We start from the raw sequence: 14909 nt of genomic DNA, 5'->3' as shown, positions 1-14909 counted from the left end.
CCAGTCTCTCCTGTTTGTGGTGTGGTGGTTATTCCAGGCGCGCGGTAAGCGCCCGGAGGTATTCCTTGAAAGATTCGCCGTCGCTTTCCTTGATGTCAGCGGCGACAGCCAGCATTGCGCCAGCGGAAAGCTGCGCAATCAGCACGAGGTACAGAAGCGCGAACACAGGCAGCAAAAGCCACGCGACAGCCGCGCGCTTCCATCGGTTTTTAATGCTCCAGATCATGCAGCCACCCTCGCGGCTTCATTGTCATTCGCCGCCCGCCCGAGAACACGCGCAGCGGACAGAACGACACGTCCGTCTTCGCCGTATTTCTTGTGATAGGTGATGACCTTCGCCGATCGCCCCGAAACCCAATTGGATCCGTAGGCATCGGGGGCGGCCAGGGTTTCGTGCTGCTCGACCTTCATCAGGTCGGTGGTGCGCAACTCGTCGGAATGCTTATGGCCAGTGTGTGCATAGCTCATGCGCGTGCGGCCGTAGATTGTTCGGTATTTTGCTACCAGGATCGAATCCACCTTGGCCATGCCGCGTCGATGGCCGTGGTGGTAAAAGAGCGAAACGTCGCCGTGCTCGATGACGGAATACGTTCCGGGGTTGGTGTCGACAGTGACGCGCGGCTCGTCATCATAGAAGGCCGCAAGCATTTCGCGCAGCCAGACCTCGCCGGCCGGGTCGTGGTTGGCGTCGCACATAATCACGTCAACGCGCATATGCTTCTCGAGGAGCATTTCGATAACCGCCCGCACGATGCGAATGGCCGCCCGCACCATCTTGGGATACCGGCTGTCGCTGTCGAGCAGGTGCCCGTGTTCCGGCGTGACGCTCTTGAACGAGTCGTAATGAAGGAAATCGCCCAACTGCGCGAACACGGCGCGCTCTGCGTCCGGTGACTGCCGGATGGCTTGCGCGAACCAATCAAGGATAAGCCGCTCGCCGATCTTGAGGTCGTAGTCGCCCGCTCTCGTTTCTTCGCCCCACGCCAGCGCGCCGAGGTGATGGTCGGTGATCGTGTACTGGTTTAGAAGCTCGCTTTCCGTGTAAGCCGGAGCAGGCACAAGAGATGCGCGCGGCAATTCGTCCTTGAGGCCGTCCAGCGCGGCGCGCATTTTCGCAATCTGGTCTTCCGCGTCCGCACGCGTCTTGACCCATTGCTGAATCGTTCTGCCACTTGCGTCGACGAGCGCCGAAACGCCCTTGACGGAATGGCCCTCCGGCGCCTCGAACTGCCTGCCGATATCGGGTCGCTGCTGAATGAACTCGCGCACGACGTCGCCGTCTGCATTCGTAACGGCTGTCGTTTTGGTCAGCCGGAAGCCGGGCAAGACAGGATTTGTCCCCATGAGCCCAAGCGATGCAGCCCGAGCAATGCTGTCGTTGAACGCGCTGCGGCCGATGCCGAGTGCTTCTGCGGCTTTCCGCCCGCTGCCGTGCTCGCGATAAGCGGCGACGCGGGATTCAAGCTCCTCTCTGGATAGCGCCATTAGGCGAACACCGCAGCGGCGAGAATAAGGATGGCTGCAGCCAACATCAGTGCTTTTATATCTCTCATCTGGAAGACTCCGGCTTATTGATGATTGTTGCGGCGATCGCCAGCCAGCCAAAAGCGACTGCGATCAGTGTAGCGTAAGCGGCGAGAGCGAAGGTCATCGATTGCCCCACATGCGAACTCGCACAGCGACAGAAAATATCGAATTGACCAAGGCTTGAATTAGCGTGACAGACGTATCTACAAAAGCAGATGCAGCCCAAAGCACCATGGCGATGCAGAACACGAGAAGCGCCAGCAAATCCAATAATGCGCTTACCGATTCCGCAATGGCTCGCTTTATCTTGGTCATTTGCGCGCCTTTAAGATGACGCGGTCGAAATCGACAAAGCCACTAATGAAGTAAGTGAATGTGAAAAACGCCCCGACAAGCATGTTCAAGGGGCCGAGCGCGGCAAGCAGCGCCACGCAAACAAGCAGGCTGATATCTATATCGAACCCCCTGCGCCGAAACGAAAACTCAACGGCCAGCGCAGACCCGACCAGACCGCACGCATACCAGGCCAAAATTGTCAGAAAGAGTTCCATGCTACCCTCCAAGAATATGCGGGCATTCGCGCCCGGCTGTCCGTTAGCGCCCGACAGACTCAGGAAGCGCAACACCAAGAAAAGCGTAAATGTCAGGCGCAGTTGTGTAGAGACTCATGAAGTCAGCGTCTGTTCGCATTGCTGTGGTGACGCCGATAAGCTCGAACTTTCCGCCATCAGCAGACTTGCGGAACAGACCGCCGCCAGAGCTCCCCCCCGCGATGTTGACGGTGGCCCTGTAAAAATCTGCACTAGATGTCGGAAGTTCGTTGTACTCGACAGCAATGAAGTCGCCGCGCGTGAACGTCAGCCCGATCGATGCGGGATAACCTGCGGCGATAACAGGGTCGCCCATTTCGATATCGATATCGTCGCCAGCTACGGCGGCCGTGACAGGGAAAAATGTCTGCGTATCCAGAAGCTTCAAAAGAGCCAAATCGCGATTAGAAGAGACGTGGTAGACTTCGGCGATATAACTGTCGCGTTTCACCACGCGGTTTTTCTGGTAGACGGGAATGTCTACGACTGATTCATTCTGGCTCTCGCCGCGAACGCAGTGCTTGGCAGTCAGGACGTAAGTGCCGACGTCGCCGGTCTTCTTGTCGCGGTTGGACCAGATGATGGTACCGCTGCAACTGTGGTTGATCTGTACCGTATGACTGAGAATTTCCGTCTGGATGTCGGACGCCGCAAGCGCCGGCATGGTGAATGCCGCGATCGCGGCGAATGCTGCAATGAAAATGCGTCTCATTCCCGTCTCTCCTTGTGGTGTTTGGTACTCTTGCAACATAGCGTTAACTTAACAAATTTGTCAAGCTTTAATTGTATCGCCGGAATCAAGGCACAAAAAAAGGCCCCGCCGGTTAGGGCGGGGCGTGCTTTTACGTCGATCGAATTCGTTTAGGTGGCGCGTCGTGCAGCCTGTCCAGGCGCTCGTTAAGGTGCTTGAAGTCGGCCTTTATCCCGGCGACGGCGGTGATGATTTCATCCCGCACCTCCCGCAACCCTTGCTTGGTCATATAGGTTTCGGCGACGTGCAGACGGTGCTCGGCGATCATCTGACTATTGACCTCGGCGCGGACAGCTGCCTTGGCGGCGGCCTCCATGGCATCACCTGACGCCTTCGCGGCCGCGTCCCTCGCCTCTTTGGTTTCCTCCTTGATCCTACCCTCTACCCGCCACCAGACGCCGCTGATGAAGCCCAGTATGAGCAAGACGAAGGTTACGCCCTCGACTGTTATATTATTCATGATGGTGCGTCGCTTCCGAATGCGTTACGCTTTGGGGCCAATTGAGCCTCCTGACAGGTTCGGTTGGTAGTGGCGGCTCGACCCTCACAATCGGGCCGCCACGCTATTCATTTGCGTGCGCGAAGGGCGGCGGATATTGTTTGCGCCGCACCCATGCCAGCGCCGGTGTAGAAGATATTGGCGAACACGATGTCGGCATATTCTTTGAGCTGCGGCGGGAGTGCCGCGACGTCAGGAAGAGCGCCGTTGAACAGGCTATCCATGTAGCCCCACCCGGCCCACATCGAAGCAGGAACGGAAACGATCAGCCAGGGGATCCAGAATGCTTTGTGCTGCATCCCCTCTTTGATAACAGATGCCGACTCGGCGCGCGAAGCCATTGCGGCCTCGATCGATTTTATTTGAACCGTGGCGGCAATGCGCTTGTCTTCTGTTTCGCCCTCACGCGCCGTCTTGTAGGCATCGGCAAGCTGTCCGACGAGATCGCCTGTGATCCAGCGTATAATTGCCGTCCACATCAGACGCCAGCAGCCCAGAGTCCGCAGGCGGACAGAAGACCGCCTGCGACCATAACGCCACCGATAACCACTCCGGCCGGCCTTCCTCTAGCCGGGACGGTTGTGTGGAGCGCGGCGAGATATGAAAATAAGCCGATGCAAGAGCCGGCGGCCGCGACGAGTAACGAAAAAGCGACTAGGCCCGTCATGATTCCACCTCGTTCTTTGCTTGATAGACGCCGAACGCGGTTAATGAGGAGACGATCAGATCGAGCACGACGGAATCCAGGCCGAGGACCTGGACATCAAAATAGCGCAGCGCCATAAGCGCCGAAACGCCCATAATCGCCGCGATTAGCTTGCGGTACTTTTTCATTTTCCGCCCCTCAATAGCTTGACAAAAAAGTCGATGATTGCCGACATGATGCCCTTAGAGTTCGCGGCTTCCTGATCGGGAGTTTTGGGCGCCTTTGCGTGCGTTTCTTCCTTTACGGGAAGTCGCCCGTAATCCGCGCCGCGCAGCGCGCGCTCGAACTTGATCGCGTAACCGGCAATCAGTGCGGCCTTGTCGAGGCCATTCACGACACGCCTTGCGTTCTTGTAATCGGCCTTGCCAGGGCGGATGTAGTCGCCAAGCTTTTTGCCTGTCCACCAGCCTTCGCGGTTGCCCAGAAAAAGCGAATGCGCCGAAATGAACGGGTCGCCGCGCTTTCCGGGATTTGCGACCAGATCGACGCCAAGCCCGAAAACCTGGTTGAGCCGCTTGGTCGCCTTTGCGGCATTCGCGCGGCCTGTATTCTGGACGTCGCCCTCGCCGCGATAGCGGTAGCCGTCGCCCTTTTGCGTATTGCCAAGAATCTTGCCGAGTCGCGTTCCTGGCTCGTACTTGTTGAAATACGAACGCCCGCCGCGCTCCGTGATCGGCTGCATGGTCCGGCCTGTTTCATGGAATGAAGTTGCCAGATTGTAAGCCAACTCCTCTACGCAGTCGGTGGCCGCGTAGTATTTTTCCCATGTATCGAGCAGCCGATTGAGTCCATTGACCTGGCTTTGCGAAAGCCCGCCGCCGAACATCGGCCGCACTGCGTCAAAAAACGCCTTGCGGTTCATAAATCACCTATTTGTTTTGGGAGTCCCACCACCGGACAATTGTCTCGCAATGGCGTGTTTCGGAAAGCGCCCAATTAACGAAGCGGCAGAGCCGACATTGGCAGCCCCACCGCTTCGCAGCGCGGACGCAGAGATACGATCCCCATTCGCCGCCAGTTGCCACGCTCAAGACTTGGGAAAGAAATGCGAATATTGCGCGCATGTCTTTCTCCTGTGGTGAAGTTCAGCCCATCAGGGCGTCACTGGATGCGGCGCTATCGCGCCAGATGATCAGCGCGAACCATGCCGGGATTGAACGGGTGCAGAAGATCTTCGGCCTCGGCCATGATGATCTGCTCGCAGGCATGCTTTGGGTTGGTCAGATCGAAGCCGCTGAGATCGGCGATTGAAAAGCGCCACCACTTGGTCTTGAGCAAAAGCTCGATAATGTCTTCTGAAAACCTGTAGCGGACAACGCGTGCCGGGTTCCCGACAACGATTGCATATGGCGGCACATCGTGGATGACGTTCGCCATGCCGCCAATGACCGCCCCGTCGCCCACCGTCACGCCGCTGCGGATGAAGGCCCCGTATCCGATCCACACATCATTGCCGATGCTGGTGTGCGGAAGTGCAGCGTCGAAGTGCCGTATTGGGCCTTCCCTTCCAGAAAGTTGCCGATGCCAGTCAAACAAGTTTGGGTTCTCGACCAATGAACTGGTTGAAAGCCACTCCATGGCATGTTCATTTGAACCTATTACTGATCCAGGCGCGATTGAGCAGTACCTCCCAATTGTTGCATGCGCCACCAAGCCAGGCCCGTGCAACATTGAAAAGGCGCCCACCGTCACAGGTGTGTCCCACCTTATGTCCTTCGCGGTGCGAGATGGCGGTTCAGCCCAGAACTTATCACCTTGGCCTTCCGGCGGGCGGCTAACGACGGTTACTAAATGCTTCGACATAATTCGACCTCGCCAGAATTCAGTACGCCTTCACGAGGCTACCGAACTCTAGTTTCAAGGTCAAAACCTCTCAACTGTACGCGTTACGTCGTGCCATCTGTAATAAGCCCAAGCGCTGCCAGTTTTGTAAGCAAGTCGGCCAACGCGGCATTTCCCCCTTTTGACCCGGTTATGGTCGGCTTAGCCTGCGGATTAGTTCCATAAAAGCCCACGCCACTGGCGTTGACTTGCACTTTTGTATTGCCGGAGCTGTCCTGAAGCCGCACGACACCAGTGCCTTTCGGCCGGACGGTAATATTTATGTTGGTGGCATCGCCTCCAGCATATAGGCCAACATCAGAACTTCCTGAATTTGCACCGCGGAGTTCCAGATAGCTGCCAGGGCTACCGCTATCTCCGGAGCCGAAAACGCGGAAATACCCCTTAAGCGTCCGGATGCGGGCATCGGACGAAACAGGGCCCTTGATCCATTCATAAGATCCCGCATTTGCATGCGCCCCGAATGTCTCGGAGCGCGGGGTGTAGACCTGACCGTTGAAATTGCAGTTCGACAGATCGATGTCGCCATTGAGCGAGCTCGTGGCCCATTCGATAACGCCAGTAACGAGCATCCGCCCAGGAGAGCTTGACGTGCCGGTTCCGAATATGCGTCCAGCGATATTGCGAGGCGACCCGCAATTAAGGTGCACGTTCGACATCGTGACCGTGTTAGCCACGCCAGACGTGTTGATGACAGACCCCGTGTAAGTCCCGCCAGGGCTGTTGAACCTCAGGCCATCAACAAGAAGTTCTTCGTTGTCGTTGTTGATGTAGATGAGATCCGTTCCGTTCTCGAAGTTGAGATCAAGCCCCCATCCCTTATGGAACTGCACATCGGTGAGGACGATTGCCGGGCCGTCCGGACTTGCGGCATAACAACCGATAAACTTGTGGTTGGAATAGCCTTCGCCCATGTACTCGATAGGCGAGCCGGTAACCTGCTTTCGGAAATCGCACCCAATGAAGATTGCTTCATTGAAGCTGTGGAAGCTGGGGGAAGGATGATCGGACTCGATGAAGGCGCTGGTGACATCTTCGAGATTGGCAGCATCCTGAATTACTGAACGTGCTGAGCTATTGTTGTACCTGTTGTAGAAACGGCAATGAAGATAGGTGCAAACCTCAGGCCCGAACGCATAGTATCCAGCTCGGCTGAATTGCCCGTTAAACAGAACATTGCTGAACAGGAATTCGCCGACATTGTCTCCCGCCGCCACGACACTACCGGCCTGGATGCCGTAGGTAGGCACATCGATATCGTCGCCATCAATTTCAATTCCCTCGATGTTGTAGTAGCGAGATCCATAGAAATCCAGACCGGGCCCACCGTTGACAGCCACCCTAATTGTAGCGCCGGCTCCACGAATGCCCCACGAGTTGGCTTTGATACCAGTGAGATCCACAGTATTTTCGATACGATAGATCGCTGGCGGAAAGCGAATGACGGGGGCCCACTGCTCCGTCGTAAGCGCTGATATCTGACTTTTCAGGTAAGCCGCCGCAGCGTTGATGGCGGCAGAGTCATCAGTCGTACCATCGCCCGTCGCACCGAAATACTTGACGTTGATTTCCTCGCTTCCGCGACGGACCCAGGCACCGCCCGCACCATCGACATCAGGAGAAACATAAACCCCGCCAATTGGGTCTACGTGCTTCTTCACGGTGAAGTTTGTAGTCCCGGTCAGGTCAACGGCAGTGCCCGCGCAGGCGTTGGCAAAACTGGTTGCCAGCTTAAAGTTATCGGCATCTACTCGGATGATGTAGTAGAATTGCTCTGCCGTCAGGCCGTTCACGCTTGTCGTAGGGTAAACGGATGTGCCAGTCGTCAGGCCATGCGCCGTGCTTGTTGCTGTTTCCGTCGTGCTGTTGACCGCCGTTGTCGTGACCGACGACGGCGTCAGGACTGACGAAAGATCCGATGCATCCCACTCCCATACGCTTCCACCAAAGATAGCGAATGGATCCACCGCTCCATCCAAAGCCTTAAGAGCTGTACGGGTGGAGACATAGGGTGCGGCCCCGACATCGGATGCCGCCAAAACCACAACGCCGGTCTGGCCGTTCACACTTGCGACGGCAACGCTGCCAGGCTCCCCGGCAAGATTGATCGTCCAGTCGGCAAGCGTGCCCGACCCGCCGACGATATCCACATTGAGTTCCAGCGTCGTGCCGGAATAGGCGGTGACGACACCCTCCATGAAATTGGCGCCATCGGCATCGGATGCCGCCCGCAACCGCGCTCCAAGCCCCCAGCCACGGTTCGTTTCAGCGATGGTGAAAGTCTTCGTGCCGGTGCCGATCGCAAGCGACGTGGTGGACGTTCCGACGACATCGGACGAGCCGGGCGCGCCATCCACCCCATCGGCACCATCAGCCCCGTCCGCCCCCCGCAGATCCCCGGTCGAAAATCCGAGCCCGTCATCCGAGGCGAACGTGACGACGCCCGTCCCGGCATTGTAGGCCCCACCGGTCCAGCCAAGACCATCGATTCCATCCACCCCATCAGCCCCATCAGCCCCATCCTCCCCCGCATCACCCCTTTCCGCGAAACGGAACACGCACGCATCCTCATCGGCCAGCGCCATGGATGCCGCATTCTCCCAGGTGGCGTCGTCCAGCGTGATCTGCAGCCAGTCGCCATTGTCGGTGATGGCCGTTGCCAGCACCTCGGTCGTCACCCCGCCTTCGGCAATCACGATCCGGCATTTGTGTGTCGAGGTGGAGAGAAAGCGCGAGACGAGAAAATCGGACTGGTCGTCGCCATTGGCATCGAGCGCCGAAATGCCGATGGCCGTCGCGCTGCCTAGCGTCGAATTGTTCGCCCGCCAGGTCCCTGCGCCGGGGTCCGCCATGGTGGTTCCGTCGTCGAATGCGAAGGTGTAGGAGCCGGCAAAGCCGAGAATGGCCCGGCCCGCCTCGGCGTCCGGCGCCTGGTCGAAAGACTTGCCGAAGGTGGAGTGGACCGGAAGATTGTCGAGCAGGATCGCGATCTTGTTCGCGTTGAGCGCTGTCTGCTGCTGGATGGCCTCGGCCCGCCCGATGACATAGTCAAGCCCGCTGTCCGTCGTGCCGGGATACGGCTTCACGAGGGTCAGCGACGTGTCGCTCTCCACCGAGGCAATCGGCAACGGCACAATGTCCGACCCCGTATCGACATACAGGACAGAGCTTTCCGCCACGAGCGAGGCCTGGAAGCTGGTCAGCGTGCCGGTCACGGTCGCGGAGCCGTTGGTGACGGCAATCGTGCCGCCAGTCACATATTGTGTCATGGGAGTTCCCTAGGTTGGGATGCCGAAAACGTAGTAGCGGAGACCGACCACCGGATACGGGTCGTTCTTGATTGTCCCACTGCCGGGGCGATACTCGATGATGCGGCCCCGGAAGGTATAAAACCGGATCTGCGTGGAACTCCGGAGCGTGCAATAGGTCGTGTCGCCACCGAGCCTGGCGAAATCGCTGCCGGTGTTGTTGATGCGCTTCCGCACAATCGGTGACCGGGCGAAATACATCCCGGAAGGGCCATCGCAGTAGACGGTGAACTTGACGAAGGGAAAGAGCCCGCGCGGATTGTCGAACGTAACGTTGTATTCTTCGTCCCCGATATCGACGTCGATAAAACCCTCTTTCAGGATCGGGATGCTCGGCCATCTGCTGTCGATGACGATGTCGGCCAGGTTCGGCGTCGGCCCGGCGCCGGGGCGGAGGATCTGGAAAACATCCTCGCCGTCTATGTTGATCTTCCGGAGCACATCGTTGGTGCCCGTTGTCGGGCGCTCCGCATCTGTCGCCAGCACCATATACCTGACCCGGAAGTTGCTGCCGGTGTCGTTGTAGAGCGTGACCGTTGAGCCGGAGATCGTGTACTCGAAGTTCCAGGCGTCATCGATGTGGAGATTGTAGGGGAACGGAAACGTGATCGTTGACTTGTAGACCGCCTGCTCTACAGCGATGGTGTCGTTGAGAGTGACGCCGCATTCGATATCATAGGTGCTGTGGGCAGGCACCGAGACGTCGCCAGCCGCAATGATCTTTGCCGGGCGACGCGAGGCGGCAAAGACAAGCTGCTCGAAGGTCGCCGTATCGACGTCGTGGCCCTGCCGTGCGATCTTGAACTCTGTCGGCGTGATGCTGATGGCCGGGACACCCTCGGTGCCCGTGATCGGATCCGCAATCGCCAGCGGCGTGTCGTCGCCGGGAAGGTTCCAGACAACTTGAGACTGATCGTAACGCGGATCGCCAGGGAGCTGACGGGCAATGCTTCCGTGGGTCACTGAGGCGATATCCCTTATGACCATCGGGTGGCTGAAAAGCGGAACCCTGCACCGCATGGCTCCGGTTGCAACGACTGCATTGGCGGGGAAAATCTGGAACGCAGGGGATCCAACTCTCGACGTGTAGTTATCCACCTCCACTTCGCCGACCTCAAGCGTAGCGCTGGTGATGATGTAAAAATCACTGTTCCAAGTCGCAACGTTCGCATACCTACCGGATGCGGTGAGCCGGCACACATCCGACATCATGGGGCAGTCATAGGCCAGGTTGTCGAAATATCGGGTGCTGTAATACGTAAACCCGTATGACAGCTCGGTGCCGCTGAGAACCTGCCTTTCCGTCGCCCGCTCATAGGTGTATTCGTTGGAGGTTGGAGGAGAAAAATAAACCCTACTGACTGGCCCGCCATTGAGATTGAACGTTACCGGCGCACTCCATTCCGCCGGATCGAGCGAGGCCCCCGAGACGGGAAGGGTGATATCAACGATCTCCGCGAGCGCGCCGTCCTTGCTGTTATAGGCAAACTTCTCGCGCTCGCTGTCCGGCGTTGTTGCCGCATTGTCGGCGCTGTCCCGCGTAATCTTCAGGCACGGCACGCCCTCGTAATCCAGCCCGATGAACATTTCCGGCATCACGTCGAAATCCTTATGCCTTCCGCCCCTGAACCGAAATTACCGATCTTGGTCTTGCCGGTAGAGGTTTCCAGGATGCTGTCGAGGATAGCGGCCCCCATGCGGGCGACCTGCAGTTTGAGTTCGCCACTCTCGAACACGAGCGGAAGGTTTTCCGTGCTCCCGTCCGTGACGACGAACTTGTCGGCATTCACCACAATCTGCGAATAGAGCACGCCTTCGACGGACTTGACCTGAAACTCCATCCCGGCTTCCTCGAAGTCGTCCTCGACGCTTGCGCGGGCGTAGAGGATGATCCGGGCCAGAACTTCGCCCGCACCCGCCTGCGCCTGAATACTGAACAGCCCCTGCGCAAGCAGGTCTCCAAGTGATGCCGAGACGGACGTGATCTGTTCGGCAAGGGCGAGGTCGGCCGATGCCCTGACGTTCGTTTCCTGCCTCACCAGAGCCACGGCACCGGCGACGGCGGCAAGCGTGTCCTGGATGCTGCTCTGGTTGGAGAGCTGCCCCTGGGACGACGAGGCCGCCACATCGGTCAGCGTCGCGCGCACATCATCCAGCAGGGCGCGGATATCGACAATCGAGCCGTAGACGTCGGTCTGCAGCTCGCCAAGCGTGACCTCGACGTCGCGGGACGGTGCTCGAGGCGTCTCCACATCGATCGGCGTTGTCTGGCTTGTCTCACGGGCTGGGTCCGCAACGATCTGGTGCCAGACCTCATATTCCGTTTCCGAGACGATACCCTCGGTCAGCAGCGCGATATTAGTGCCGACCTTGATGACCTTCGAGAATGTCGGTCCCGGCCCCGCCTTGACGCGCCAGAAGACGATGATCTCCGCCACGGTCGGATCGCTCGGCGCCGACCAGCTCACCCTGATCATGGGGTAGACCAGACCGTTGGCGCCGGCACCGATGACGCCCGTCGCGGTGAAGTCCACGAGCTGCTGCTGATAGACAGCCTGCCCCGGAGGCACCGGAACGGTCGGAACGATGACGCCAACCTCCTCGTAGATGTCTCCACTGCGCTCCTGCAGGGTCAGCGCAACTGTACGCGGCTTGTCTTCATCAAGAGACACCACGGACATGTCGGTAACCATGAATGTGCGCGAGCCATAGCGAGTCGAGCTCCAGACTATCCAATCGCCAGGCTCCAGCACCTGCCAGCGTTGGCGAACCATGATTTGCGCCGTAGCTTCAAAGCGGTTTTCGCTGAAATAGACGGATGCCAACTGAGATGCTTGCTGCAAATACGGAACTGTGTCGAAGTTCATATCGACATCTTTTGAGCGTCGATCTACAGCCACCAGACCCGCATCCGTGGCGCGCTTGTACCCGCTCGGCGACCAGATATTGTCCGGGTCCGGGAATGTCCCGGAAACAGAATTGACCAGCTCGTTCGCAGGGCGCTTGAACTGAACCTGCACAGGCTCGCCGACGATGAGATCGTCATCCGTCAGCGTAGCGACAGTTGCCTGGTCTGTCCCGACTATAGGCCAAGCACCATCGACCCCATGAACAGCCATGCCGCCGCAACTGCGCATCAGCGCGTCAATATTGTCGCCATGCTGGGCGTTGCAGTTGATCCCGGCGGCGCAGCGGTAGCGCGGTGCGGCATTGAAAAGCTCGTCGCAGATGTTAGCGGCAACTGAATAGCGATCCAGCGGAAGCCTTGAGGACTCCTCAAACATGCCACAAAATTCGTCGTCGTTGACCGACAGCCCGCGGCGGTATGCGTAGTCCATCAGGATCGGGTTTTCGGTGAACTCCCATGTGTCGGGATCGGCCCAGCGATGATCGCCCGAACCACCGACCGTATCATCCTTGCGCCAGTCATAGAGCTTGGCGCCCTTGCCTTCGAAGAAGAACTGGACGGTCTGGCCCAGTTTTTCCCGGTTGTATGACAGCCTGCAGATGACGTAGCAGATGCCGACGCCCTTGTGGTCTTCGGTCCACCGGCTATCGGGATTGGCGCCATCGATCAGGGTGCTGTCTGCTGCGGTCTGCGTTCCGTCAACGAACTTGATCTTGATGAGGTCGCCATAATCTCCATTGGTGACTGTGCGGTATCCGTTCGAATCCGTCGATGACAACGTCGCCGGCTCTCCATCAATCCAGACCTTATCGAGCGATGTGCACGGATAATCCGAAATCGTGAAGACCTGTTGGAGATACTTGTTCGTGTTGCCATAGGTGTTGGCGTAGGTGTAGTGACCAGCGATTCCCCACCGACCCATCCGCACGATGCGATCCTGTCGACCACCGTATTGCGTGTCGAGCTCGACGCCGCTGATCTGCTTCTGCTCAGGGCGCCCAGTGAGCGCCTGAACGGCCAGATTCAGGCCGATAGACAGCAAAGCCTTGCCGAGGAATCCGAGCCCACCTATAAAAGAGCCGACGGCCCCGACGACGGTTCCGACGAAGCCGACAATCGCACTGATAAAAGGCATTTAGCCCACCTTGAAAGCTGTCTCGATGGCTGAGAGGGGAAAATATTCGAGGCTTGAAAATTCGATGCCTGTGGCGTCGGATTCCCCGTAAAGCGTCTTGACGGCAACGCCGGCAGAGGTGACTACGCCACAGCTCTCGATCTTGCCGCGCTTGATGACGGCAAGATCGCCGCGCTTAGCGCCTAATTTATTGATTGGATCGAGAGTGGACGCCAAAGCCTCCCCTACGGTCCTAAAGCCATGCCTGGAAAAAAGCCGATAGCCGCCGCGCTCAGAGCGATAGCACCTTAAATTCGGAAGCAATTTATCGCCCGTCACGGCCTCGTATGCGTCGGTGGCAAATATCCAGCAATCAGAGACGCCCCATTCTCCTGGCGCGTCCCTGTGCTTCTCCACGACTGCGTTAAGGCGGCGCTGCCAACTTGGGCGGCGCGACGTCACTTCTTCCCCCAGTCCAGTTTAACGCGCCCCGTCGTCCCCGTGTGCTCGAAGAAGAGATCCCCCGTTGCGCGTCGCTCCTGATCCTCTGTGGTCCTGATGCGGCCGTTCGTGCGGCTGTAGTCGATTTCGCGACCTTCGCACTCAACAGTCATGAGATACCCGCTGTCAGGATCTTCGTCGTGGACAATGCGGTTTATGTATCCGCTTTTTTGTGGTATAGGATTGCCGAGTATTGCATGCGTATCGGGGTGCTGAAAAAGATCATAAATCGTCACTGGACGATCGCGATAACCATAGCTTTCAATCTGCACCAATATTTCCGGCGTGAGTCCATCATCCGGACTTTCGGCAAGGACAAGAGAAAAGCCTGACGCCGCAGTCCCCGTCGTGTGGGGTAGCGACGAAACTGAAATCATGCCTTTTGGCATAGGCTTGTACAGGACACCTTCGTACGTATACTCGACGTTCCTGCGTATAAAACCGTAACTACCCTCGGCAAGATCAAACCTGATCATTCCGACGTACTTCATGCGACCTTCGTCCAAAAGATCACCAATCTCACTGTTGAAGCTGCGCATTAACGCGACTCCTCGAGCGAGAAGGAGCACCTGAAAAGCCCGGTTCCGGATACTTTGAAACTACCCGGCACGAGGCGCATCAGAAGCGGCGGCGATATGAACGAAACGACCGTACCGCTAACCGCCAGGTCTGACGGCGGCGGCGGCTCAACAGTAATCGTCGCCGTGGTGCTGGCGATCGAATACTCTGTCACGCGCGACCAGTGGTAATGCGTATTCAGGAGGCCTATCATGTCGCCTGGAGCAAGGTTCAAAGCGGCTGAAACCGACGCAACAGTGAGCACGTTTCCGCCAGACACAGACGAGATAAGCCCTGTATCTTCCGCCGGCGTGGGGTCGGCCTGATGATTCTTTGGACGGCAACGGTGCGGGTTGCTAAACAGCACGTATTTCAACCCGCCGCGGAGAGACATTGCCCACGCCTCGACTGCGTCCTTTTCCGCCATTCGAAGCGGCTTAGTCTCAAGGTCTACCGTCCAGAACGGGTCGCCGATCTCGCTTCTTTCACTTGTTCCGGAGCCGGTTCTCGCAGCCTTAACCTGCTCATTGAGAGCAACGTCAACGCGCGAGTAACCGACGTCCGGGATAGCCCGCGGGAACGTGATTGCCATTTTTAAAATTTCC

At 58.0% G+C, this 14909-nt stretch carries 16 protein-coding genes; all 16 read right to left on the bottom strand.

Going from position 1 to position 14909, the window contains the following annotated elements; genetic code table 11:
* Window positions 1–28 precede the first annotated feature (28 nt).
* The 16 genes from E2A64_RS10415 to E2A64_RS10345 all read right to left on the bottom strand — a co-directional run bounded on the left by E2A64_RS10415 (window position 29) and on the right by E2A64_RS10345 (window position 14896).
* On the bottom strand, window positions 29–226 hold the full coding sequence (locus E2A64_RS10415) for a hypothetical protein (RefSeq protein WP_133284439.1): 198 nt from the start codon (window positions 224–226) through the stop codon (window positions 29–31).
* On the bottom strand, window positions 223–1485 hold the full coding sequence (locus E2A64_RS10410; RefSeq protein WP_133284438.1) for an oxidoreductase: 1263 nt from the start codon (window positions 1483–1485) through the stop codon (window positions 223–225). The genes E2A64_RS10415 and E2A64_RS10410 overlap by 4 nt, the downstream gene beginning before the upstream one ends.
* Window positions 1486–1647: 162 nt before the next feature.
* Entirely contained in the window at window positions 1648–1842 is a 195-nt protein-coding gene (locus E2A64_RS10405; RefSeq protein WP_133284437.1) for a hypothetical protein, read from the bottom strand.
* Window positions 1839–2078: a hypothetical protein gene (locus tag E2A64_RS10400; protein ID WP_133284436.1), complete on the bottom strand. Its 240-nt coding sequence runs from the start codon at window positions 2076–2078 to the stop codon at window positions 1839–1841. Before E2A64_RS10400 ends, E2A64_RS10405 begins: the two co-directional genes overlap by 4 nt.
* Window positions 2079–2121: 43 nt before the next feature.
* Window positions 2122–2829 carry a S1 family peptidase gene (locus tag E2A64_RS10395; protein ID WP_158285736.1) on the bottom strand — a complete coding sequence of 236 codons (708 nt, stop codon included), beginning with the start codon at window positions 2827–2829 and terminating at the stop codon, window positions 2122–2124.
* Window positions 2830–2959: 130 nt separating this feature from the next.
* The gene (locus E2A64_RS10390; protein ID WP_133284434.1) at window positions 2960–3328 is read right to left on the bottom strand and encodes a hypothetical protein; all 369 of its coding nucleotides are present in this window, start codon (window positions 3326–3328) and stop codon (window positions 2960–2962) included.
* Window positions 3329–3435: 107 nt separating this feature from the next.
* Window positions 3436–3846, bottom strand: coding sequence for a hypothetical protein (locus E2A64_RS17950; RefSeq protein WP_194086917.1), 411 nt, complete (start codon window positions 3844–3846; stop codon window positions 3436–3438).
* 184 nt (window positions 3847–4030) lie between these two features.
* Window positions 4031–4201, bottom strand: a complete 171-nt coding sequence (locus E2A64_RS17910; protein WP_174235783.1) for a hypothetical protein — start codon at window positions 4199–4201, stop codon at window positions 4031–4033.
* Complete coding sequence (locus E2A64_RS10380) at window positions 4198–4935, bottom strand: hypothetical protein (protein ID WP_194086914.1); 738 nt, start codon at window positions 4933–4935, stop codon at window positions 4198–4200. Before E2A64_RS10380 ends, E2A64_RS17910 begins: the two co-directional genes overlap by 4 nt.
* Window positions 4936–5189: 254 nt before the next feature.
* On the bottom strand, window positions 5190–5651 hold the full coding sequence (locus E2A64_RS18120; protein WP_280177539.1) for a CatB-related O-acetyltransferase: 462 nt from the start codon (window positions 5649–5651) through the stop codon (window positions 5190–5192).
* Between the two features lie 308 nt (window positions 5652–5959).
* A complete protein-coding gene (locus E2A64_RS10370; RefSeq protein WP_133284432.1) occupies window positions 5960–9184 on the bottom strand; it encodes a glycosyl hydrolase family 28-related protein in 3225 nt (1074 codons plus the stop codon).
* 9 nt (window positions 9185–9193) lie between these two features.
* Window positions 9194–10819: a hypothetical protein gene (locus tag E2A64_RS10365; RefSeq protein WP_133284431.1), complete on the bottom strand. Its 1626-nt coding sequence runs from the start codon at window positions 10817–10819 to the stop codon at window positions 9194–9196.
* Entirely contained in the window at window positions 10819–13266 is a 2448-nt protein-coding gene (locus E2A64_RS10360; RefSeq protein ID WP_133284430.1) for a phage tail protein, read from the bottom strand. The genes E2A64_RS10365 and E2A64_RS10360 overlap by 1 nt, the downstream gene beginning before the upstream one ends.
* Complete coding sequence (locus tag E2A64_RS18185; RefSeq protein ID WP_428977473.1) at window positions 13267–13707, bottom strand: DUF6950 family protein; 441 nt, start codon at window positions 13705–13707, stop codon at window positions 13267–13269.
* Window positions 13704–14285: a DUF2163 domain-containing protein gene (locus E2A64_RS10350; RefSeq protein ID WP_133284428.1), complete on the bottom strand. Its 582-nt coding sequence runs from the start codon at window positions 14283–14285 to the stop codon at window positions 13704–13706. The genes E2A64_RS18185 and E2A64_RS10350 overlap by 4 nt, the downstream gene beginning before the upstream one ends.
* On the bottom strand, window positions 14285–14896 hold the full coding sequence (locus tag E2A64_RS10345; protein WP_133284427.1) for a hypothetical protein: 612 nt from the start codon (window positions 14894–14896) through the stop codon (window positions 14285–14287). The genes E2A64_RS10350 and E2A64_RS10345 overlap by 1 nt, the downstream gene beginning before the upstream one ends.
* Between the last annotated feature and the right edge of the window lie 13 nt (window positions 14897–14909).

It is taken from the genome of Pseudohoeflea suaedae (genome assembly GCF_004354915.1).
GTDB lineage: Bacteria > Pseudomonadota > Alphaproteobacteria > Rhizobiales > Rhizobiaceae > Pseudohoeflea > Pseudohoeflea suaedae.
This window is presented reverse-complemented; position numbering and strand designations above follow the sequence as displayed.

Coding starts and splice junctions, on each gene's coding strand:
- E2A64_RS10415 (WP_133284439.1), bottom strand. CDS start 226: ATGATCTGGAGCATTAAAAACCGATGGAAGCGCGCGGCTGTCGCGTGG.
- E2A64_RS10410 (WP_133284438.1), bottom strand. CDS start 1,485: ATGGCGCTATCCAGAGAGGAGCTTGAATCCCGCGTCGCCGCTTATCGC.
- E2A64_RS10405 (WP_133284437.1), bottom strand. CDS start 1,842: ATGACCAAGATAAAGCGAGCCATTGCGGAATCGGTAAGCGCATTATTG.
- E2A64_RS10400 (WP_133284436.1), bottom strand. CDS start 2,078: ATGGAACTCTTTCTGACAATTTTGGCCTGGTATGCGTGCGGTCTGGTC.
- E2A64_RS10395 (WP_158285736.1), bottom strand. CDS start 2,829: ATGAGACGCATTTTCATTGCAGCATTCGCCGCGATCGCGGCATTCACC.
- E2A64_RS10390 (WP_133284434.1), bottom strand. CDS start 3,328: ATGAATAATATAACAGTCGAGGGCGTAACCTTCGTCTTGCTCATACTG.
- E2A64_RS17950 (WP_194086917.1), bottom strand. CDS start 3,846: ATGTGGACGGCAATTATACGCTGGATCACAGGCGATCTCGTCGGACAG.
- E2A64_RS17910 (WP_174235783.1), bottom strand. CDS start 4,201: ATGAAAAAGTACCGCAAGCTAATCGCGGCGATTATGGGCGTTTCGGCG.
- E2A64_RS10380 (WP_194086914.1), bottom strand. CDS start 4,935: ATGAACCGCAAGGCGTTTTTTGACGCAGTGCGGCCGATGTTCGGCGGC.
- E2A64_RS18120 (WP_280177539.1), bottom strand. CDS start 5,651: ATGGAGTGGCTTTCAACCAGTTCATTGGTCGAGAACCCAAACTTGTTT.
- E2A64_RS10370 (WP_133284432.1), bottom strand. CDS start 9,184: ATGACACAATATGTGACTGGCGGCACGATTGCCGTCACCAACGGCTCC.
- E2A64_RS10365 (WP_133284431.1), bottom strand. CDS start 10,819: ATGCCGGAAATGTTCATCGGGCTGGATTACGAGGGCGTGCCGTGCCTG.
- E2A64_RS10360 (WP_133284430.1), bottom strand. CDS start 13,266: ATGCCTTTTATCAGTGCGATTGTCGGCTTCGTCGGAACCGTCGTCGGG.
- E2A64_RS10350 (WP_133284428.1), bottom strand. CDS start 14,285: ATGCGCAGCTTCAACAGTGAGATTGGTGATCTTTTGGACGAAGGTCGC.
- E2A64_RS10345 (WP_133284427.1), bottom strand. CDS start 14,896: ATGGCAATCACGTTCCCGCGGGCTATCCCGGACGTCGGTTACTCGCGC.